This window comes from Loktanella gaetbuli, from assembly GCF_020531945.1.
Taxonomy (GTDB): Bacteria; Pseudomonadota; Alphaproteobacteria; order Rhodobacterales; family Rhodobacteraceae; genus Loktanella; species Loktanella gaetbuli.
The window spans coordinates 86,092-105,218 of the sequence record NZ_JAJATZ010000003.1 but is presented as its reverse complement, the minus strand read 5'-3'; the positions used below and the strand labels follow the sequence as shown (position 1 = coordinate 105,218).

18 protein-coding genes are annotated in these 19,127 nt (G+C 60.9%); 11 read left to right on the top strand and 7 right to left on the bottom strand.

The window, feature by feature from the left end; translation table 11 throughout:
• Positions 1–5: 5 nt before the first annotated feature.
• From LGQ03_RS07050 to LGQ03_RS07030, 5 genes are all read right to left on the bottom strand, one after another.
• A complete protein-coding gene (locus tag LGQ03_RS07050; RefSeq protein WP_056030304.1) occupies positions 6–947 on the bottom strand; it encodes an alpha-E domain-containing protein in 942 nt (313 codons plus the stop codon).
• Position 948: 1 nt separating this feature from the next.
• Positions 949–2,376: a circularly permuted type 2 ATP-grasp protein gene (locus tag LGQ03_RS07045; protein ID WP_226747826.1), complete on the bottom strand. Its 1,428-nt coding sequence runs from the start codon at positions 2,374–2,376 to the stop codon at positions 949–951.
• Positions 2,377–2,426: 50 nt separating this feature from the next.
• The gene (locus LGQ03_RS07040; protein WP_226747825.1) at positions 2,427–3,200 is read right to left on the bottom strand and encodes a transglutaminase-like domain-containing protein; all 774 of its coding nucleotides are present in this window, start codon (positions 3,198–3,200) and stop codon (positions 2,427–2,429) included.
• 65 nt (positions 3,201–3,265) lie between these two features.
• Entirely contained in the window at positions 3,266–3,490 is a 225-nt protein-coding gene (locus tag LGQ03_RS07035) for a DUF1127 domain-containing protein (protein WP_226747824.1), read from the bottom strand.
• Positions 3,491–3,620: 130 nt separating this feature from the next.
• Entirely contained in the window at positions 3,621–3,935 is a 315-nt protein-coding gene (locus LGQ03_RS07030; protein WP_226747823.1) for an antifreeze protein, read from the bottom strand.
• Positions 3,936–4,182: 247 nt separating this feature from the next.
• Between LGQ03_RS07030 and LGQ03_RS07025 the strand changes: the two genes are divergently transcribed.
• Positions 4,183–4,704, top strand: a complete 522-nt coding sequence (locus tag LGQ03_RS07025; protein WP_226747822.1) for a copper chaperone PCu(A)C — start codon at positions 4,183–4,185, stop codon at positions 4,702–4,704.
• Between the two features lie 13 nt (positions 4,705–4,717).
• Here LGQ03_RS07025 and ppsR read toward each other — a convergent pair whose 3' ends face one another.
• Positions 4,718–6,124: a transcriptional regulator PpsR gene (gene ppsR, locus LGQ03_RS07020; RefSeq protein ID WP_226747821.1), complete on the bottom strand. Its 1,407-nt coding sequence runs from the start codon at positions 6,122–6,124 to the stop codon at positions 4,718–4,720.
• A gap of 29 nt (positions 6,125–6,153) precedes the next feature.
• Complete coding sequence (locus LGQ03_RS07015) at positions 6,154–6,876, bottom strand: cobalamin B12-binding domain-containing protein (protein ID WP_090158277.1); 723 nt, start codon at positions 6,874–6,876, stop codon at positions 6,154–6,156.
• Positions 6,877–7,145: 269 nt separating this feature from the next.
• Between LGQ03_RS07015 and bchF the strand changes: the two genes are divergently transcribed.
• From bchF to puhC, 10 genes are all read left to right on the top strand, one after another.
• Entirely contained in the window at positions 7,146–7,649 is a 504-nt protein-coding gene (gene bchF, locus LGQ03_RS07010) for a 2-vinyl bacteriochlorophyllide hydratase (protein WP_226747820.1), read from the top strand.
• Positions 7,646–8,929 (top strand): ferredoxin:protochlorophyllide reductase (ATP-dependent) subunit N, encoded by a 1,284-nt coding sequence (locus LGQ03_RS07005; RefSeq protein ID WP_226747819.1) that lies wholly within the window; start codon positions 7,646–7,648, stop codon positions 8,927–8,929. Before bchF ends, LGQ03_RS07005 begins: the two co-directional genes overlap by 4 nt.
• 67 nt (positions 8,930–8,996) lie before the next feature.
• The gene (bchB, locus tag LGQ03_RS07000; protein ID WP_226747818.1) at positions 8,997–10,553 is read left to right on the top strand and encodes a ferredoxin:protochlorophyllide reductase (ATP-dependent) subunit B; all 1,557 of its coding nucleotides are present in this window, start codon (positions 8,997–8,999) and stop codon (positions 10,551–10,553) included.
• A complete protein-coding gene (locus LGQ03_RS06995; RefSeq protein ID WP_226747817.1) occupies positions 10,543–14,085 on the top strand; it encodes a cobaltochelatase subunit CobN in 3,543 nt (1,180 codons plus the stop codon). Before bchB ends, LGQ03_RS06995 begins: the two co-directional genes overlap by 11 nt.
• A 106-nt stretch (positions 14,086–14,191) precedes the next feature.
• Positions 14,192–15,088, top strand: coding sequence for a ferredoxin:protochlorophyllide reductase (ATP-dependent) iron-sulfur ATP-binding protein (bchL, locus tag LGQ03_RS06990; RefSeq protein ID WP_226747816.1), 897 nt, complete (start codon positions 14,192–14,194; stop codon positions 15,086–15,088).
• Entirely contained in the window at positions 15,088–15,756 is a 669-nt protein-coding gene (gene bchM, locus LGQ03_RS06985; protein ID WP_226747815.1) for a magnesium protoporphyrin IX methyltransferase, read from the top strand. Before bchL ends, bchM begins: the two co-directional genes overlap by 1 nt.
• Positions 15,753–17,183, top strand: a complete 1,431-nt coding sequence (locus LGQ03_RS06980; RefSeq protein WP_226747814.1) for a PucC family protein — start codon at positions 15,753–15,755, stop codon at positions 17,181–17,183. The genes bchM and LGQ03_RS06980 overlap by 4 nt, the downstream gene beginning before the upstream one ends.
• Before the next feature lie 16 nt (positions 17,184–17,199).
• Positions 17,200–17,976, top strand: coding sequence for a photosynthetic reaction center subunit H (puhA, locus tag LGQ03_RS06975; protein WP_090158283.1), 777 nt, complete (start codon positions 17,200–17,202; stop codon positions 17,974–17,976).
• Between the two features lie 54 nt (positions 17,977–18,030).
• Positions 18,031–18,666, top strand: coding sequence for a photosynthetic complex putative assembly protein PuhB (gene puhB / locus LGQ03_RS06970; protein ID WP_226747813.1), 636 nt, complete (start codon positions 18,031–18,033; stop codon positions 18,664–18,666).
• Positions 18,667–18,669: 3 nt separating this feature from the next.
• Positions 18,670–19,125, top strand: a complete 456-nt coding sequence (gene puhC / locus LGQ03_RS06965; protein ID WP_226747812.1) for a photosynthetic complex assembly protein PuhC — start codon at positions 18,670–18,672, stop codon at positions 19,123–19,125.
• Positions 19,126–19,127 lie beyond the last annotated feature (2 nt).

The following is a 19,127-nucleotide window of genomic DNA, read 5'->3' as shown; positions in this document are numbered from 1 at the left end:
CGATCCTATCCGTAGAACTTGTAGTCCTGCTCGATCATCTGACCCAACGCATTGTTGTCCCGGATGAATCCGGTGATGAATTCGTGCAAACCCTCTTCGAAGATGGATGCGATATCACGGTTTTTCAGTCCTTGCACCATTTGACTGGCATGGTCCTGACAGCTGTGGCGCTCACCGTATTCCGCGCAGAGGTGTTCGAGGTTGGCGCAAGTCTGTTCCAGACTGAAGATCAGGCTGCGCGGCAACCGCCGGTCAAGGATCAGGAAACGCGCCACCGATGTCGCCGTCATGTCGTCCTCGTCCAGCCAGCGAAAGGCACGATGCGCGCTGACGGACCGCAGGATCGTTTCCCACTGCACGTTGTCCAGCGACGATCCCACGAAACTGGTGCTGGGCAGCAGCGTGTAATATTTCACATCGATGATGCGGGCCGTGTTGTCGGCGCGTTCGATAAATGTGCCCAGCCGGGCAAAATCATAGATGTCGTTTCGCAGCATGGTTCCATGCAGCGCGCCGCGAACCAGTGCAGATTGCTGGCGGATGATATCCAGAACCTTTGGCAGTTCTGTTTCCACGACCGGTTCGGCCAGCAGGTCCTTCATTGTCATCCAGTTGTCGTTTACCGCGGACCATACTTCGGTGGTGAGTGCGGTGCGCACCAGTCTGGCGTTGTCCCGCGCGGATTTCACGACAGACAGGACCGATGATGCGTTGTCCGGGTCGCGCAACAGATAGTTGATGACGTCCGCGCTCTCGAATCCTTGGTATTTCTGGGAAAATGACCCGGCAGCACCGGCCGTCGTTGCCACCGATTTCCAGCCTGTGGCCTGGTCCTGGCTGCGGGTCAGCGCAATACGAAACCCGGCCTCGATCAGGCGGGCAGTATTTTCGGCGCGTTCAAGGTTGCGGAACATCCAGTACAGGCCGCCTGCGGTCTTGCCCAGCATATCAGTCCTCCAGAACCCAGGTATCTTTGGTCCCGCCGCCCTGCGAGGAATTGACGACCAGCGACCCTTCCTTGAGGGCGACACGGGTCAGGCCCCCGGGGGTGATGTCGATCCCCTTGGGGCTGACCAGCGCAAAGGGACGCAAATCGACATGACGCGGTGCCAACCCCTGATCGACAAAGATCGGCACCGTGGACAGCGACAGCGTCGGCTGCGCGATGTAGTTGCCGGGACGTGCGCGCAGTTTGGCGGCAAAGTCCTCCAGCTCTTGTTTGCTGGCGGCAGGGCCGACCAGCATCCCGTAGCCGCCCGAACCGTGCACTTCCTTGACGACGAGGTCCGCAAGGTTGTCCAGCACATAGGCCAGGCTGTCGGGTTCTGAACACCGCCAGGTATCGACGTTTTTCAAGATCGCCTTTTCGCCGGTATAGAATTCGACCAGTTCGGGCATGTAGCTGTAAATCGCCTTGTCGTCGGCAACACCGGTGCCGGGTGCGTTGGCAATCGTGATGTTGCCCGCACGGTAGACATCCATGATGCCGGGCACACCCAGCATCGAATCGGGGTTAAAGCTGAGAGGATCAAGATATTCATCGTCGACCCTGCGATACAATACGTCGATGCGTTCATAGCCGCGCGTCGTCCGCATTTTCAGAAAACCGTCAACCACCCGCAGGTCATGCCCTTCGACCAGTTGCGCCCCCATCTGGTCGGCGAGAAAGCTGTGTTCGAAATAGGCGGAATTGTAGATCCCCGGGGTCAGGACCGCGACACGCGGCTTGCCCACGCAGGACGGGGGTGCGCAGGCGGCAAGCGACCGGCGCAGGTTCTTGGGGTAGTCGCTGACGGGCTGAACCTTGATCTTGGCAAACAGCTCGGGGAACATTTGCAACATCGTTTCGCGGTTTTCCAGCATGTAGCTGACACCGGACGGCGTGCGGGCATTATCCTCGAGCACAAAGAAATCGTCTTCTCCGGTGCGTACGATATCCGTGCCGACGATATGGGTGTAGACGTTCCCGGGGGGCGACATGCCGATCATCTGGGGCAAGAACGCCTCGTTATTGGCAATCAGTTCGCGCGGCATGCGGCCAGAGCGCAGGATTTCCTGCCGGTTATAGATGTCATGCAGAAACGCATTGATCGCGGTGACGCGCTGCTCGATCCCGCGGGACAGTTTTTTCCACTCACGGCCGGAAATGATGCGTGGCACCAGATCGAACGGAATCAGCCGTTCCTGGGCTGCGTCCTCGCCATAAACATTGAACGTGATGCCGGTGCGCCGAAAAAACGCTTCTGCTTCTTCGTGTTTCGCCCGCAGACGTTCGGCGTCTTGCTGGTCGAACCAGGTGCGATAGCTGGCATAAGGCGCGCGCACGGTGTCGGCTGCGTCACGCATTTCATCGAAGTGGTGGTGTTCTTGTTCCATACACTGACGGTAGCGCAATGTCGGGCAGCCGCAATGGCTTGCGACACGGTTCAGACTTCTGACACCAAAACTGCCTGATGATTAAGCAACACATTCCCGAAACTTGTCAGAAAGGATACATCGGCTGCATCGCGGCCCACGCCTGTGACAACCATCCGGTCAGCTGTCGTCATTCCGCTAGGGTCCACGAGGTGCCATGCGCCGTCCAGAAATACCTCTGCGACAGCGTGAAAATCGGGAGGTGTCACATCGGGACTGTAGACGCTGGCGATCCGCGCAGGGATCGCGCTGCACCGGCACAGGGAAATCAGCAGATGCGCATGGTCACGACAGACCCCACGACGATCATCAAAGGTATCTTGCGCCGTCGTCTGTGCGGTGCTTGCGGAATTGTCGTAGGCAATGTTGGTACGGATCCAGTCCGCCATCGCGACCACGCGTGCCCCGCCGGTCAAGTGACCGAAGCTGTCCAGCAAATCCTCAAAGCCAGAGGCGGCGCAGTATCGCGATGCCATCAAATACTTGATATCCGGCGCGTTCAGTTGGAACAGCGGTGTGGCGGGCAGGGTGGCAAGATCGGCCACCGGACGAGATACCGTGACACTGGCTGCGTAATGCAGGACCAGTCGTTCGCCAATGTTCATCCAGACGCGGTTCCCGATACCTTCTTCGCCGGGCGTGTCGCGCCAGTTGCAATGGTCCGGGACTGAGAAATCCTCGGATGTCACGATCTGATAGGGGTCGGTCATGGCGCGCAGCTGCAACAGAAGTGTCATCTGTTCCGGCACGGCATAGTCGAGAGTTACGCGAATGTCGCAGTTCAAGATCGCACCTGATGGCGAAGGGGAAGGTAACAACTACCTACCCCGTTCGTGGCGATCAGCAAGGTTCAGATATACAGAACGTCGCGGAACACGTGTTGCACGATGCCGTCACGCTTGATTCCCAGTGCGGCGAGTTCGTCATCAGTCATCGCCTCGAGCGCGTTTACATGCGCCATCCGGCTGTTGCGTTCGGCATAGACCACCATGTGGTCAAGAACGGATGCAAAGATGGCTTTGACGCGTTCACCGACTGCGTGGGCGGCGCCGAAGGTCAGGTTTGTTGCGGTCATGTTGTGTCCTTTCGGGGGTTGCGACCATGACTGGCCGCGCATTTTCCTCCCTAAAGGTCAAATAAGCTGACCCTCTTTGCCGGGCAACGTACAGCGCTGCAACCCCGCTACCCGCAGGACGAATAGCGGATCAGCCCAGCTTCGGGCCACGCTTTGCCAGCCGTTTTGCATTTGCACGGGTTTTGCTGCGCAGCGGCTGAATGGCGGCTTTCATGATCTCGTGCGGCTGCTGACCGGTTATCATCGCAGTGCCGGCCCGAGTCATGGACTGGAACGCAGCCTCGGTTTTCTCGGACATCATCCTGTCGTTTTCACGGTCGGTGACCGACCAGAAACCGCCCCATCCCATGACGCGCATGGCCATCACAGCCTGCGATTCCGCCAGCATCATGCCAACCTCGGCGTTCAGCTGCATCAGGTCGAACAACGTGGTTTGACGTTTCATGGTACTCTCCGACGGCGGTCGCCACACCGACCTTATGCTGCGATGCAGCGTAATGCGAGGATGAACATGGTTATACCCGATGTGCGCAGTGTCATCATTATGATTGCAGGGGCAGACGCCATGTGAAACGGGTCTGGGCTGAAATCAGCTGGTTGCGGCGGTTTGCCTCTTTTGCCGCGATGCAGTGCTGGTTATCTGCGCATCATGCGAGGCCGAAGGGTCGCGCAGAATACAGGAGATCTACGACATGACACCACTGACCCGTCTGACGTTCGGCATGACCTTGGCGCTGTTGCCCGGTTTTGCATTTGGGCATGACTACCGCGTGGGCGATCTGCTGATCGAACATCCCTTTGCGCGCAGTGCACCTGCGACGGCGATGGCAAGTGCGGGCTACATGACCATTCTGAACACCGGCGCAGAAAGCGACACCCTGGTCGCCGTCGAGGGTCCGTTCCCGCGTGTCGAAATTCATAACGTCGTGACGGGGGATGACGGGATTGCACGCATGCAAGAGCAGGAGGCGGGAATCGAAATCGCCCCCGGTGATACGCTTGCGCTGGCACCCGGTGGTTATCACGTCATGTTCATGGGGCTGGAAGGCGACGCGCTGGAAGTCGGCGAAGAAGTCCCGGCAACCCTCGTGTTCGAGCGTGCGGGCAGGGTCGACGTGGTATTCAACGTCGAGGATATCGACGCCATGTCCGGAATGGATCATGGCAACATGGATCACGGGTCAATGGATCACGGGGCGATGGGCAACAACTGATCCTGTCTGCGGATCAGTCGCTGCTTTGCGCAATCAGGCCGAATTTGCGAAGTTTGACATAAAGTGACTGCCGCGACAGGCCCAGCATTTCTGCTGCGGCCACGCGGTTGTTGCCGGTCAGTTCGATGGCCGTTTCGATGCACATCTTTTCCACGACATTCGTGGTTTCGGCCACGATGTCGCGCAGCGTAGAGCTGCCGACCAATTCCACGACAGAGCTCAGTCCGCTGTCGTCGTCGGACCGGTGTGACCCATCTGCTTGCGGTGTTTCCCGTACAACGAAAGCAAAGACCGTCGCATCTGCGGCCTTGAGGGTCGTGACGCTCATCTCGACGTCGCGGGGGCTGCCATAGTCGCTGGCGATCCGCGTCGCATAGGACCGCAGGGTGCCCACACGCGCGGCGTTCTGTGACATGACGCTGAAATCGACCATGCCCCGCTGGAGAAAGTCCATGAATGGCTTGCCGCGCAAATTCAGGTCATGGGCTGCGCCGATCATGTTCAGGAAACCTTCGTTCGCCGACAGAATAGCACCGTCCTCGTTGGTGAAAACAACGCCGTCCTGGCCCTTGTCGTAGACCCCGCGCAGCATCTGCGCGGTCCGGTCCGTTTCGGCGTTCAGCGCGGTGCTGGACCGTATCCGGCACAACAGGATGCGTTCGCCGGCGGACCGGAACAAGGTGGGCCGCAGTGTCAGCATCTCGCCACGGGCGCCACGCACCTCGATCGTGCCATCGCCATCGGCCAGTGCCTGCGTTGTCAGACGGTCCATCAGGTTCGATTTCGCACGCTGTTCGAACAGATCGGCAAAGGACCTGCCGATCATCTCCTCGCGCTTTGATCCGATCAATGCCGACAGTTTGGAATTGGTATCACCGATCGTACCTGTCTGGACGGACACCATCGCCACGCCATCGGCCGAGCTGTCCATCATGACCCTGAACCGCGTTTCAAAATCACGCTGCGTTTCATAATCGCGCTCCAGCGCCAGCTGGGCGCTGACCAGCTGTTGCTGCATCTCTGCGACAGGGCGTAGGTCGTGGCCCAGAATCAGCACGATCCCGCCTTCGCCGATTCGGTGAAAGCTGTATTTGATCGGCAGGCCTGTGCGGTTGTCCGGAATCTTGTGGTTGACCTCGATCGGGCGAACGTGATCGTCGCCGTCGACAAAGGCCCCGAGCCGTTTGGTGAACTTGTCCTGACTGTCCAGCATCAGCAGGTCAGTCAGGTTGCGACCCTCGATATTCTGAAACAGCCCATCGTCCTCGAAATTGCGATTCAAGAGAACGGATACGATCGTGCCGCTTTCGGTCATGACCAGACCAACGTCCGAGACCGATGTCAGAATACCCCCAAGGATATCCGGCCCGATCATCGGAATATCGCCGCTGTTCCAGTATTTGATGCCGCCCGATGTCATGCCGGTCCGATCTGAAGGCGATTGCCGACCTAGGGGTTCACGAATTTTCTTGCTGTGAGAATCCTGAGATCGCATAGCGTTAGTGCCTTCTCGAGGTCGGAGGTCGCAAAGTCAGCACCGATCAGGCGCGCGATATCCGTTTCTGTGCAGAGGAGAGGGCCACCCACCACAATGGGAATCCCACTGTTAAAGACCCGAACCTCTTTTACCAGTTGCGCGAGGGTTTCAACCCCGTCGCAATGTGAGGCGGTCAAAAAGACAGCATCAGGTGCGGTTTTGCCAAAGATTTCGCAGACCGTCCCGGGCGTTGTTTCAAGCGACAGCGCAACGGAAATGCCTTGGCGTCGCATCTGGTGGGCCAACAGCATCGGACCGAATGTGTGCGCCATGTCGACGCCCGAAACCAGCATGACACGCGGCGCATCGGGTCGTTTCGCAAGCCCTGCGTCTATGCCCTTGTCCATTTGCCGCAAGAGAGATTGCAGGCGCGCGGTTCCGATCGTGACGTCCGTCCAGCTGATCCGGTCCTCTGCCCAGAGCGCGCCAAGTCGGCGGACCGCGTCGGCAATGAAATTGTCTGTCAGCGCAGCATGACCGATCCCGTGGGCCACGGCGTTCTGCAACACCTCTGCCGGATCCTCGATCCTCGTCGAGAGTGCGGCCGCGCAGAATGCTGCGACCAGGCCCGCCTCGGGCTTGTTCGGATCGACTTGACCCTCTTGCAAGAGCCGAGCTGAGGGTCGTCGCGACATCGGGGTCTACCGTCCTTGGCTGCCATGGTCCGAGTGGTGTCCGTGCATTGCAGCCATTGTCGAAATTCGAAAGAGAATTGTCAAAGAAAATTGACAGAATTGCTGCGCTGGCCGGAAAATTCTTTCCAAGTACCATAAAAAACTGGTTATAGGTCAGTTTTTGCGCTGTGTAACCCGGATGATGAATGCCGCTAAATGTGTAAGGCACGGTTGACACATGGCCAGAATCGCACCTAATCTAGATCCATGAAGTGTCAGGAGGGCATGACGTGTTGACGACCTTGCAGTCCCGCGATGGCCGCCTTGCACCACATGGGGTGGCGGTGCCGCTCTATTCCGCACAAGAGCGGGCCCGGCGTGATGCGACACGTTGGACGCTGGTGCAGGGCATTCTTGCACCCGTGCAATTCGTGGTTTTCCTGGTCTCTCTTGGTTTGGTCCTGCGCTATCTTGTGACCGGCGATGGTTACGCACTGGCGACCATGTCCATCATCATCAAAACCGGGGTTCTGGCCCTGATCATGGTCACCGGGGCGATCTGGGAAAAGGTTGTCTTTGGTCAGTACCTCTTTGCGCCGTCGTTCTTTTACGAGGATCTCGTCAGCTTTGGCGTGATCGCCCTGCACAGCGTCTATGTCTGGGGGCTGGTCACGGGCGCGCTGGACCCGGTGACACTGATGTGGGTCACCCTCGCAGCCTACGCTGCCTATGTCATCAATGCGGGCCAATTTGTCCTGAAACTGCGCCGCGCGCGACTGGATGTGTCCGCATGAACGATCTGACCCCGACACCCGGCGGTGGCTGCCGCAGCGCGCCCGTGCTGAAACAGCGCGGCCAGCGAGAGGTCTTTTGCGGGCTGACCGGGATCATCTGGTTGCACCGCAAGATGCAGGACGCCTTCTTCCTTGTCGTCGGTTCGCGCACCTGTGCGCACCTTTTGCAATCCGCCGCTGGCGTGATGATCTTTGCCGAGCCCCGTTTTGGCACCGCCATCCTCGAAGAACAGGACCTGGCGGGCATGAAGGACGCGCACACCGAACTTGATCGCGAGGTCGCCCGCCTGCTGGACCGCCGCCCCGACATCCGTCAACTCTTTCTTGTCGGGTCCTGCCCGTCAGAGGTCATCAAGATTGACCTCGCCCGCGCCGCAGAGCGCCTGACACAGGTCCACGCCCCGCACGTACGGGTGCTGAACTACTCTGGTTCTGGGATTGAGACGACATTCACCGAAGGCGAAGACGCCTGCCTCGCCTCCATGGTGCCGGTGCTCAAGGATACGCCCGCGCGCGAATTGCTGCTGGTTGGCGCATTGCCCGATGTGGTCGAGGATCAGATGCTGTCGCTGCTGGGTCAGATGGGCATCGACAACATCCGCCTGCTGCCCGCCCGCCGCATCGATGAAACGACAGCCGTCGGTGCCAACACCGTATTTGCGCTGACGCAGCCCTTCCTGGGCGAAACCCATGCCGCGCTGATGCGCCGTGGTGCCCGTCATATCCCCGCCCCGATGCCATTCGGTGAAGAGGGCACAACAGCCTGGTTGCGTGCTGTCGCTGCCGAATTTGGTGTCGATGACGCCACATTCGACGCTGTGACGGCTGCGCCCCGCGCCCGCGCCCGCAAGGCCATTGCCCAGGCGGCAGAACATCTGAACGGCAAGTCGATCTTCTTTTTCCCCGATAGCCAGCTGGAAATTCCGTTGGCCCGCTTTCTGACCCGCGAATGTGGCATGACCGCAGTCGAGGTCGGCAGCCCCTACATCCATGACGCGATCCACGGCCCCGACCTTGATCTGCTGCCCGCCGGGCCGCAAATCTCCGAAGGCCAGGACGTCGATCTGCAACTCGACCGTGTCCGCGCGGCACGTCCCGACCTGACGGTTTGCGGCCTTGGCCTCGCCAACCCGCTGGAGGCCGAGGGGCTTACGACCAAATGGGCCATCGAACTCGTCTTCACGCCGGTACATTTTTACGAACAGGCGGGCGATCTTGCCGGTTTGTTCAGCCGCCCGATCCGCCGCAAGTCTGTCCTCCGCGTGGAGGCTGCAGAATGACCTGGTTGATCGCTGTTTTCAAAATATCCTCGGGGGTCCGGGGGCAGACAGCCCCCGGCGGTCGGTCATGAAACTGACCGTCTGGACATACGAGGGCCCGCCGCACGTCGGTGCCATGCGCGTCGCCACCGCGATGAAGGGCCTGCACTACGTGCTGCACGCCCCGCAGGGCGACACCTATGCCGACCTGCTGTTCACGATGATCGAACGCCGCAATCATCGCCCGCCGGTCAGCTATACAACGTTTCAGGCGCGCGATCTGGGGTCCGATACGGCGACCCTGTTCAAGACCGCTTGTCAGGATGCCGTGGACCGTTTCGATCCGCAGGCCATCATCGTTGGGGCGTCGTGCACGGCGGAACTGATTCAAGACGATCCCGCCGGGTTGGCCGAAACGATGGATCTCAAAATCCCCGTCATCGCGCTGGAACTGCCCAGCTATTCGCGCAAGGAAAACTTTGGCGCGGACGAAACGTTCTATCAGATCGTGCGCGGCTTGGCTGCGCCGCAGGACCGCTCCGCGCGGATCACCTGCAACCTGCTTGGCCCCACGGCGCTGGGTTTTCGCAACCGCGACGATGTCGAGGAACTGACCGGCCTGCTGTCCGATCTGGGCGTCGATGTGAATGTCGTGGCCCCGCTGGGTGCGACACCCGCTGATATCGCCCGACTGCCCGCGGCGCATTTCAACGTGTTGATGTATCCCGAAACCGGCGAGGCTGCGGCCCGCTGGTTGGAAAAAACCTACGGCCAACCTTTTACGAAAACAGTCCCCATCGGCGTCGCCGCCACCCGCGATTTCATCGCAGAGGTGCAGGCGATCACTGGACTGACGGCAACGGCCGACGAATCCCGTCTGCGCCTGCCTTGGTGGTCTGCCTCGGTGGACAGTACCTACCTGACCGGCAAGCGCGTGTTCCTGTTCGGCGACGGCACCCATGTCTGCGCGATGGCCCGCATGGCCCGCGACGAGATGGGGTTCGAGGTTGCTGGACTGGGGTGCTACAACCGCGAACAGGCCCGCGCCGTGCGCGCCGTGGCCCGCGACATGGGCGTCGAGGCTCTGATTACCGATGATTACCTCGAGGTCGAACAGGCCATCGAGGCGCTTGCACCCGAAATGATCATGGGCACCCAGATGGAACGCCATATCGGCAAGCGGTTGGGTATCCCATGCGCCGTGATCTCTGCCCCGGTCCACGTGCAGGATTATCCCGCACGCTATTCCCCGGTGATGGGGTTCGAAGGTGCAAACGTGATTTTCGACACACTTGTGCATCCGCTGGTCATGGGCCTGGAGGAGCACCTGCTGACGATGTTCCGCGATGATTTCGAATTCCATGATGCAGCTGGTCCAAGCCATCACGGTGGCCATGCGCCTGTTGCGATGTCGGATGCCTCCGGCGGGAGTATTTCCGGCAAGATGATGCCGGATGAAGCACCCAGCGTTGCAGAGGGCAGCAACGTCATCTGGCTGTCGGACGCCGAACGTGAGCTGAAGAAAATTCCATTCTTTGTGCGGGGCAAGGCGCGGCGCAATACCGAGGCCTTTGCCGCGCAAAAGGGATTGCAGCAGATCAGCCTTGATACGCTCTATGAAGCAAAGGCGCATTATGCTCGATAGTGTCGTCCTGCCCGAATTTCGGTTTGTCATTCTGACGCTGGATAGCCATGCGGCGGGGCCGGCGCTGCGCGCGGCCCCGCGCCTGACGCGCGATTTTCCGGGGTTGAGCATCGAAATCCTTGCGGCAGGTGAATGGGGCGAAAACCCCGCCGCGCTGGACGCCGCACGCGCTGCGATTGCGACGGCCGATATTGTCGTGACCAACCTGCTGTTCCTCGAGGAACATACCCGTGCGATCCTGCCATCGCTGATCGCACGCCGCGACGGCTGTGCCGCCATGGTGAACATGATCGCCGATGGCGAGATCGTGCGGCTGACCAAGATGGGTGAGCTGGATATGCAGCGTCCAGCGACCGGTATGGCCGCGCTGATGAAGAAGCTGCGCCCGCAGGCCAAGGCGAACCGGTCCGGCGAAAGCCAGATGAAGACCCTGCGCCGCCTGCCCAAGATCCTGCGCCTGATCCCGGGCAAATCACAGGACCTGCGCAATTGGTTCTTGTCGATGCAGTATTGGCTGGGCGGGTCCGACGACAACATCGAACAGATGATCCGCATGCTGGTGTCGCGCTACGGTAATCACGCCGGCTGGTCGCGGATCAAGGCGCTGCCGCCTGTCGAATATCCCGAGGTCGGCGTCTATCACCCTGACCTGCCTGCCACGGGCATCAGCATTGACGCAACTGATCTGCCGCAACCCGCACAGCCGATCGCGACTGTCGGCATCCTGATGCTGCGGTCCTATATTCTGTCATCCGATTGCGCGCATTACGACGCGGTGATCCGGTCATTCCAGGCGCGCGGCATGGCTGTCGTTCCGGCCTTTGCAGGTGGTCTGGACGCAACGCCGGCAATCCAGCGGTATTTCCAGGGTAAGGTCGATGCGATGGTATCGCTGACCGGTTTCAGCCTTGTCGGTGGGCCAGCCTATAACGACAGCGATGCTGCTGTTGGCCTGCTGCGTGACCTCGACGTGCCCTATATCGCGGCGCAACCCTTGGAATTTCAGACGCTTGCGCAATGGGGTGCCAGCGCGCAGGGGCTTGGCGCTGTGGAAACCACGATGCTGGTGGCGCTGCCTGAAATCGATGGGGCGACCTCGCCAACGGTCTTTGGGGGGCGTCACGGGGCAGAGGCTTGTACTGGCTGCGCGCGTGCTTGCGCAGGCCAGCCCGGTGACAAATCCATGGCCCCCTGCCCGGAGCGGATCGCGGTCCTGACCGAGAAAACAGCGCGTCTGGCGACGCTGCGGCGCAAGCGGAATGCGGACAAAACCGTCGGGATCGTGCTGTTTGGTTTTCCGCCGAATGCAGGGGCTGTCGGCACGGCCGCCTATCTGAGCGTGTTCGAAAGCCTGTTCAACACGCTGACGCGGATGAAATCGGATGGCTACGATGTTGACGTGCCCGCCGACGTCGATGCCTTGCGTCACATCGTGCTCAAGGGGAATGCCGCGCAATATGGCCAAGATGCCAACGTCGCTGCCTATGTGGATGCCGATACGATTGTGGGACAAACGCCTTGGTTGGACGAGATTGAATCTGTCTGGGGCCCAGCCCCCGGCAAGGTGCAGTCAGACGGTCGCGGCGTTTTCATTCTGGGTCATCAGTTCGGCAAGGTGTTCGTCGGTGTGCAGCCTACGTTCGGTTACGAAGGCGACCCGATGCGCCTGTTGTTCGAACGCGGCTTTGCGCCCACCCATGCCTTTGCCCAGTTTTATCTGTGGATGCGCAATACGCTGCGCGCGGATGTGGTGCTGCATTTCGGAATGCACGGCGCGCTGGAATTCATGCCGGGCAAACAGAACGGCATGGGGGCCAGCGACTGGCCGGACCGTCTGATCGGCGAAATGCCGAATGTTTATCTCTATGCAGCGAACAACCCGTCGGAGGCATCGCTGGCCAAACGCCGCAGCAACGCTGTGATCGTGACGCATCTGACCCCGCCCATTGCGGCCGCTGGCCTGTACAAGGGCCTGCTCGACCTCAAGGACAGCCTGCAACGCTATCGTGCGATGGCGGTTGATGATAACCAGCGCGACGATCTGGCGTTGATGATCACGGAACAGGCGCAGGGCCTGGACCTGAACGCTGACGACCTTGATGGATTGTGGCTGACGGTCATGGAGGCCGAGGGGTCGCTTATCCCTGACGGTCTGCATGTCGTGGGCCAGGTCATGACGCCCGAGGCCCGCGCCGAGATGGCGCAGCTGCTGAGTGATCCTGCCGATGCTGCAAGGGCTGAGGCACTGCTGGCCGAGGATCACGAATTGCCCGCGCTGATGCGTGCGCTGTCCGCCTGCTATATTGCACCGGTGCCCGGCGGTGATCTGATGCGCAACCCGGCGATCCTGCCGACAGGGCGCAATATCCATGCCTTTGACCCGTTCCGCATGCCGACGGCCTTTGCCATGGCTGACGGGGCGAAGCAGGCGCAGGCACTGCTGGACACCTATGACGGTATGCCACGTTCGATCGCATTGGTCTTGTGGGGATCCGATAGTATCAAATCCGACGGCGGCCCCATTGCCCAGGCGCTGGCGCTGATCGGGGCCAAGCCACGGTTCGACAACTTTGGCCGGCTCGCAGGGGCGGACCTGATCCCGCTGGCAGAACTGGGCCGTGCGCGCATCGACGTCATCATGACGCTGTCGGGGATTTTTCGCGATCTGCTGCCGTTGCAGACCAAGCTGCTGGCACAGGCCGCACTTCTGGCCGCACAGGCAGACGAGCCGCTGGACCAGAACCATGTCCGTGCCCATGCACTGGCCCACATGGACAAGACAGGCTGCGACCTGAAACAGGCTGCATTGCGCGTGTTTTCCAATGCCGAAGGTGCCTATGGATCCAACGTCAACCAGCTGGTCGACAGCTCTGCCTTTGGCGACGAGGACGAGCTGGCCGACGCCTATGAGGCGCGCAAGAGTTTCGCCTATGGCACCGACGGCAAGGCCGCACAGCACGCCGATCTGTTGCAGGCGTCGCTGGCGCGCGTCGATCTGGCGTACCAGAACCTTGAATCAGTCGAGCTGGGCGTGACGTCAGTCGATCATTATTTCGACACGCTGGGCGGCATCGCCCGCGCCGTGAAACGCGCCAAGGGCGGTGTCGATACACCGGTGTACATCGGTGACCAGACGCGCGGTCTGAACACGGTGCGTACGCTGTCAGAACAGGTCGCACTGGAAACCCGCACCCGCAGCCTGAACCCGAAATTCTTTGAAGGCTTGCTCAAGCATGGGTCGGAGGGGGTGCGCCAGATCGAGGCGCATGTGACCAATACAATGGGCTGGTCTGCGACCACAGGCGCTGTCGACCCTTGGGTCTATCAGCGGCTGAGTGAGACCTTTGTCTTGGACGCCGACATGCGTGAACGTCTGGCCGCACTGAACCCGCAGGCCAGCGTGCGCATGGCCAACCGTCTGCTGGAAGCATCGGACCGGGCCTATTGGGCACCGGACGCCGCCACGCTGGACGCGCTGCAAAGTGCGGCCGACGCGCTGGAAGACCGCATGGAAGGGGTCGCTGCCGAATGATGATCCGTTTCGCATATGTCACGCTCGGACCGGGGCGCTGCCCCGGACCCCGGGATATTTTTGACCAGAAGAAGGGGACATGCGCCCCGACAGAAAGGAGGCTCTCATGAGCCCCAGAGACGAGATTCCGAACCTGCGTGGCCAAGACGGCGAAGGGTCTGTTCAGGTGCATCAGCCCGAGGACGCACAGATCGAGGGTGCAAAGGTTTTTGCCGTTTACGGCAAGGGCGGCATCGGCAAGTCGACGACATCCTCCAACCTGTCGGCGGCGTTTTCCAAGCTGGGCAAGCGGGTCCTGCAGATCGGGTGCGACCCCAAGCATGACAGCACGTTCACGCTGACCGGCACCTTGGTGCCGACGGTGATCGATATCCTCAAGGATGTGGATTTCCATGCCGAAGAGCTGCGGCCAGAGGATTTCGTGTTCGAAGGTTACAACGGTGTGAAATGCGTCGAGGCCGGCGGCCCGCCCGCCGGCACCGGCTGCGGTGGTTATGTCGTTGGCCAGACGGTGAAGCTGTTGAAACAGCATCACATGCTGGAAGACACCGACGTCGTGATTTTCGATGTGCTGGGCGATGTGGTCTGCGGTGGTTTCGCCGCCCCCTTGCAGCATGCCGACCGGGCGTTGATCGTCACGGCCAATGATTTCGACAGCATCTATGCGATGAACCGGATCATCGCCGCAGTGCAGGCGAAATCGACGAACTACAAGGTGCGTCTGGCCGGTTGCGTCGCCAACCGCAGCAAGGATACCGACGAGGTTGATCGCTATTGCGATGTCGTCGGGTTCAACCGGCTGGCGCACATGCCTGACATGGATGCCATTCGTCGGTCGCGGCTGAAGAAAAAGACGCTGTTCGAGATGCCCGATGACGAGGACGTCGTGCAGGTGCGCAAGGAATACATCCGGCTCGCGGAAACCTTGTGGAACGGCACGCTGCCAATGGCGCCGGAATGTCTGCCGGACCGTGAAATCTTTGAACTGCTGGGATTTGATTGATGGCCTACGTCCAGACCCGCGACCGCGTCGAAGATTACTTCGACCGCAGTGCCACCAAGGTGTGGGAACGCCTGACATCGGATGCACCGGTGTCGGGGATCCGTGCGACCGTGCGCGCAGGCCGCGACCGGATGCGCGATGTGCTGCTGTCGCAGTTCCCCGCTGATGTGACGGGTGCGCGGGTGCTGGATGCCGGTTGCGGGACGGGGGCCGCCGCGGTGGCCCTGGCCGAACGCGGTGCGCAGGTGACGGCGGTCGATATTTCGCCCGCGTTGATCGACATTGCGAAACGCCGCGCGCCTGACGCGGTGGCCGACCGGATTACCTGGATGGCAGGCGACCTGTCTGATGCCAAGGGACCGTTCGATTTCGCCGTCGCGATGGATTCGTTGATCTATTATTCCGCCGATGATGTGGCCCGTGTGTTGGAAACGCTGCCTGTCACACAGACCTTTGCCTTTACCCTCGCACCGCGCACACCGCTGCTGATGGCGATGTTCCGCATCGGCAAGCTGTTTCCGCGCGCCGACCGCAGCCCGACAATGGTTCCGCAACGTGCGCGCGATATCCGCGCGGCGTTGGGGTCCGGTACACTGAACGAGGTCGAGCGCGTCAATTCCGGGTTCTACATCTCGACTGCGTTCACATACCAAGGGGATGCCAAATGATCCTGAAATCCGCTGGTCTGAAATCCCTCACGCTGAAAATGCTGCCGTTTTCGGATGCCGCCAGCGAAGGGTTGCCGCTGGGCCAGTTGCTGCGCCTGTCGCTGTTCCAGATCAGCGTCGGCATGGCGAGTGTCATGCTGCTGGGGACGTTGAACCGGGTGATGATCGTGGAACTGGGCATCGGGTCGCTGCTGGTCGCGGCGATGATCGCCATTCCCGTGTTGGTCGCACCGTTCCGCGCGATGGTGGGGTTCAAGTCGGACAACTATCGGTCTGCCATCGGGTGGAAACGCATCCCCTATCTGTGGTTCGGCACCCTGTGGCAGTTCGGCGGCCTTGCCATCATGCCGATGGCCCTTCTGGTACTGGCCGGCGATCGTGCAATTGATGCGGATTGGGCGGGTTATGTCGGTGCTGGCCTTGCGTTTCTGCTGACGGGTATCGGGATGCACATGACGCAGACCGCGGGTCTGGCACTGGCCGCCGACCGCGCGGACGAGGAGACACGGCCCAAGGTCGTAGCGCTGCTTTATGTCATGTTCCTTGTGGGGATGCTGATTTCGGCCGTGATCATCGGTGCGCTCTTGCGGGATTATTCACAGTTGCGCCTGGTACAGGTCGTGCAGGGCACGGCCGTCGTGACGTTGCTGTTGAACGTGACTGCCCTGTGGAAACAGGAACGCATGTCGCCCATGACCCGCGCCGAACGGGCCGCCCCCAAACCCACGTTCAAGGAAGCGTGGACGGATCTCACGTCAGGCGGCGACGCAGGGCGTCTGCTGGCCGTCGTGTTCATCGGCACCATGGCGTTCAGCATGCAGGATGTCCTGTTGGAACCTTACGGCGGTGAAATCCTCGGGTTGTCTGTTTCGTCGACCACGCTGTTGACCGCGGGTTGGGCCACGGGTGCACTGGTGGCATTTGCCATGGCATCACGCTGGTTGGGCCGTGGTCTGGACCCGATGCGCATGTGCGCGCGGGGCATCCTCGTGGGTCTGGTGGCATTTTGTGCTGTGATCTTTTCCGCACCGATGGATAGCCCGATGCTGTTCTTTGCGGGTGCCGGTCTGATCGGATTTGGTGGCGGATTGTTCGGGGTTGCCACCCTGACGGCCGCCATGACGCTGCCGACGCTGGGTGCGTCCGGTCGCGGTTTGGCCCTTGGTGCCTGGGGGGCTGCGCAGGCCACCGGTGCAGGGCTGTCGATATTCATCGGGGGCGCGATCCGCGACCTTGTTAATCATGCCGCCGGGACCGGCATGCTCTCGCAGGCGCTCGCCACGCCGACCACCGGGTATTCGGTCGTGTATCACACCGAAATCGCCCTTTTGTTCCTCACCCTTGTCGTTCTTGGCCCGCTGTTCCGCGCCAAGGCGATGACACCCTCGGAAACCGGCAGGCTGCAGCTGTCCGATTTTCCGACCTGACCAAAGGACTACCACCATGCTTGGCAACACAATTATTGGAAACGTCGATCTGGCGAGCGTCGCAATCTGGGCCTTTTGGGTCTTTTTCGCGGGTCTGATTTTCTACATCCAGCGCGAGAACATGCGCGAAGGTTACCCGATGCGGGACGACAGCGATCAGGTCCCCGCCAACGAGAGCCTGTTTCCGCTGCCTGCGCCGAAAACGTTCCACTTGCGCAATGATCGCGGTACGGTCACCGTGCCCAGCCTGGCGTTCGAAGAGGCGAACCTGCGCACCGATCTGGCCATAGCGCCATCTTCCAAGGCGACGGGCAGCCCATGGATTCCCACGGGTGATCCGATGGTCGACGGCGTCGGTCCCGCGGCATGGGCACCGCGTCGGGATATTCCCGAGCTGGACGCCCACGGTCACGCCAAGATCCAGCCGATGTCCACGCTGCCTGATTTCCGCATCTCCTTTGGCAATGACCCGCGCGGTATGCCTGTCGTCGGTGGCGACAACAAGGTTGCGGGCGTGGTGGTCGACATCTGGGTCGACGTGCCAGAGCAGTTGATCCGCTATCTGGAGGTCGAACTGACCGGCGGCGGTCGTCGCCTTGTGCAGATGACGATGTGCCGGGTGCACAGCAACCGGATTCGTGTCCGCGCGCTCTATGCGCACAACTGGGACGGCATCCCGACGATCAAGGGGACCGATCAGGTCACCCTGCTCGAGGAAGAAAAGATCATGGCCTACATCGCGGGCGGCACGCTCTACGCGACCGAACGTCGGACAGAAAACGTTCTGCCGTAACGACGACCGGCCCCGCCTCGCCAGCGGGGCCGCACCAACCACAGGGAACACGACATGCAACATGACGATTTCAAATTCGAACCGATCCGGGGCCTGCCAGAGGCGCTTCCCAAGGATGAAGTGATCCTGTGGCAGGGACGGCCGATGGCCCGCCGTCTGGCGGTCGAGGCGTTCAAGGTAAAATGGATCATGGGTTATTTTGTTGCGCTTGCCGTCTGGCGCACCACGGTGTCCACGACCGAGGTGCCACTGGGATCAGCGATCCTTTATGGGTCGCCATTCATCATCCTTGGGCTTGTGGTCTGCGCGATCCTCTATGGCCTGGCCTGGGTCCAGAGCCGCGCCACCGTTTACACACTGACGAACAAGCGTGTTGCCATGCGGATCGGGGCGGCGCTGACCATGACCCTGAACCTGCCCTATGTCGAAATCGAGGGCGCGGAGCTGGACAAGCGCCGCAAGGGGGCTGGCACACTGACGTTCCTTTTGCCCGCCGATACGCGGCTGTCCTACCTGATGACCTGGCCGCATGTGCGCCCCGGACGCATCACACGTGTTCAGCCGGCTTTGCGCTGCATCAAAGACGCCGAAACGGTAGCCGGTATATTTGTCGAAGCAGCGCAGACGCGACTGAGCCAACCAACCGTCGCGCGCACGACGGGCGACCTGTCTGTAATGGCGGCGGAGTGAGTTATGACTGAATCAACCTTCAAGGCACCGACTGATGTCGAAATGGTGCCGCGTCTGCTTGTTGTTGCGATGTTTGGCCTGATGCTGATCACGCTGTCGATCGCGTTTTTCGCGCGGACAACGGATGCGCCGCTGGTCGGCGTCGTGCCGGCCTCGCCCATCGTGCAAAGCGTCGATGTGGCCCTGATCGGCGACCGCAACGGTGCCTACAGCGTGATCGGCACGGACGGCACCGTTCTGGCGGTTTCGGACCGCGACAAGGCCGGTTTCATCGGTGTGATCGGCCGCGTCGTCGCCCGCAAGCGTGATACCACGGGCCTGCCGCTGGATGCGCCGGTCCAGGTCGTGCGCCGCGCCGACGGTATCGTCGCGATCATCGACCCGCTGACGCAGATGGACGTTCCCCTGATGGGGTACGGCCAGGACAACGTGGCGGCCTTTGCCAGGCTGCTGGACTGAAA

Bases quoted from the DNA above. Each gene is read 5' to 3' on its own strand.
- LGQ03_RS06995 (WP_226747817.1), top strand. From the start codon at position 10,543: ATGCTCGATAGTGTCGTCCTGCCCGAATTTCGGTTTGTCATTCTGACG.
- LGQ03_RS07015 (WP_090158277.1), bottom strand. From the start codon at position 6,876: ATGTCGCGACGACCCTCAGCTCGGCTCTTGCAAGAGGGTCAAGTCGAT.
- LGQ03_RS07030 (WP_226747823.1), bottom strand. From the start codon at position 3,935: ATGAAACGTCAAACCACGTTGTTCGACCTGATGCAGCTGAACGCCGAG.
- LGQ03_RS06980 (WP_226747814.1), top strand. From the start codon at position 15,753: ATGATCCTGAAATCCGCTGGTCTGAAATCCCTCACGCTGAAAATGCTG.
- LGQ03_RS07005 (WP_226747819.1), top strand. From the start codon at position 7,646: ATGAACGATCTGACCCCGACACCCGGCGGTGGCTGCCGCAGCGCGCCC.
- ppsR (WP_226747821.1), bottom strand. From the start codon at position 6,124: ATGACATCGGGCGGCATCAAATACTGGAACAGCGGCGATATTCCGATG.
- LGQ03_RS07050 (WP_056030304.1), bottom strand. From the start codon at position 947: ATGCTGGGCAAGACCGCAGGCGGCCTGTACTGGATGTTCCGCAACCTT.
- LGQ03_RS07035 (WP_226747824.1), bottom strand. From the start codon at position 3,490: ATGACCGCAACAAACCTGACCTTCGGCGCCGCCCACGCAGTCGGTGAA.
- bchL (WP_226747816.1), top strand. From the start codon at position 14,192: ATGAGCCCCAGAGACGAGATTCCGAACCTGCGTGGCCAAGACGGCGAA.
- LGQ03_RS07045 (WP_226747826.1), bottom strand. From the start codon at position 2,376: ATGGAACAAGAACACCACCACTTCGATGAAATGCGTGACGCAGCCGAC.
- puhB (WP_226747813.1), top strand. From the start codon at position 18,031: ATGCAACATGACGATTTCAAATTCGAACCGATCCGGGGCCTGCCAGAG.
- puhC (WP_226747812.1), top strand. From the start codon at position 18,670: ATGACTGAATCAACCTTCAAGGCACCGACTGATGTCGAAATGGTGCCG.
- LGQ03_RS07025 (WP_226747822.1), top strand. From the start codon at position 4,183: ATGACACCACTGACCCGTCTGACGTTCGGCATGACCTTGGCGCTGTTG.
- puhA (WP_090158283.1), top strand. From the start codon at position 17,200: ATGCTTGGCAACACAATTATTGGAAACGTCGATCTGGCGAGCGTCGCA.
- bchB (WP_226747818.1), top strand. From the start codon at position 8,997: ATGAAACTGACCGTCTGGACATACGAGGGCCCGCCGCACGTCGGTGCC.
- bchM (WP_226747815.1), top strand. From the start codon at position 15,088: ATGGCCTACGTCCAGACCCGCGACCGCGTCGAAGATTACTTCGACCGC.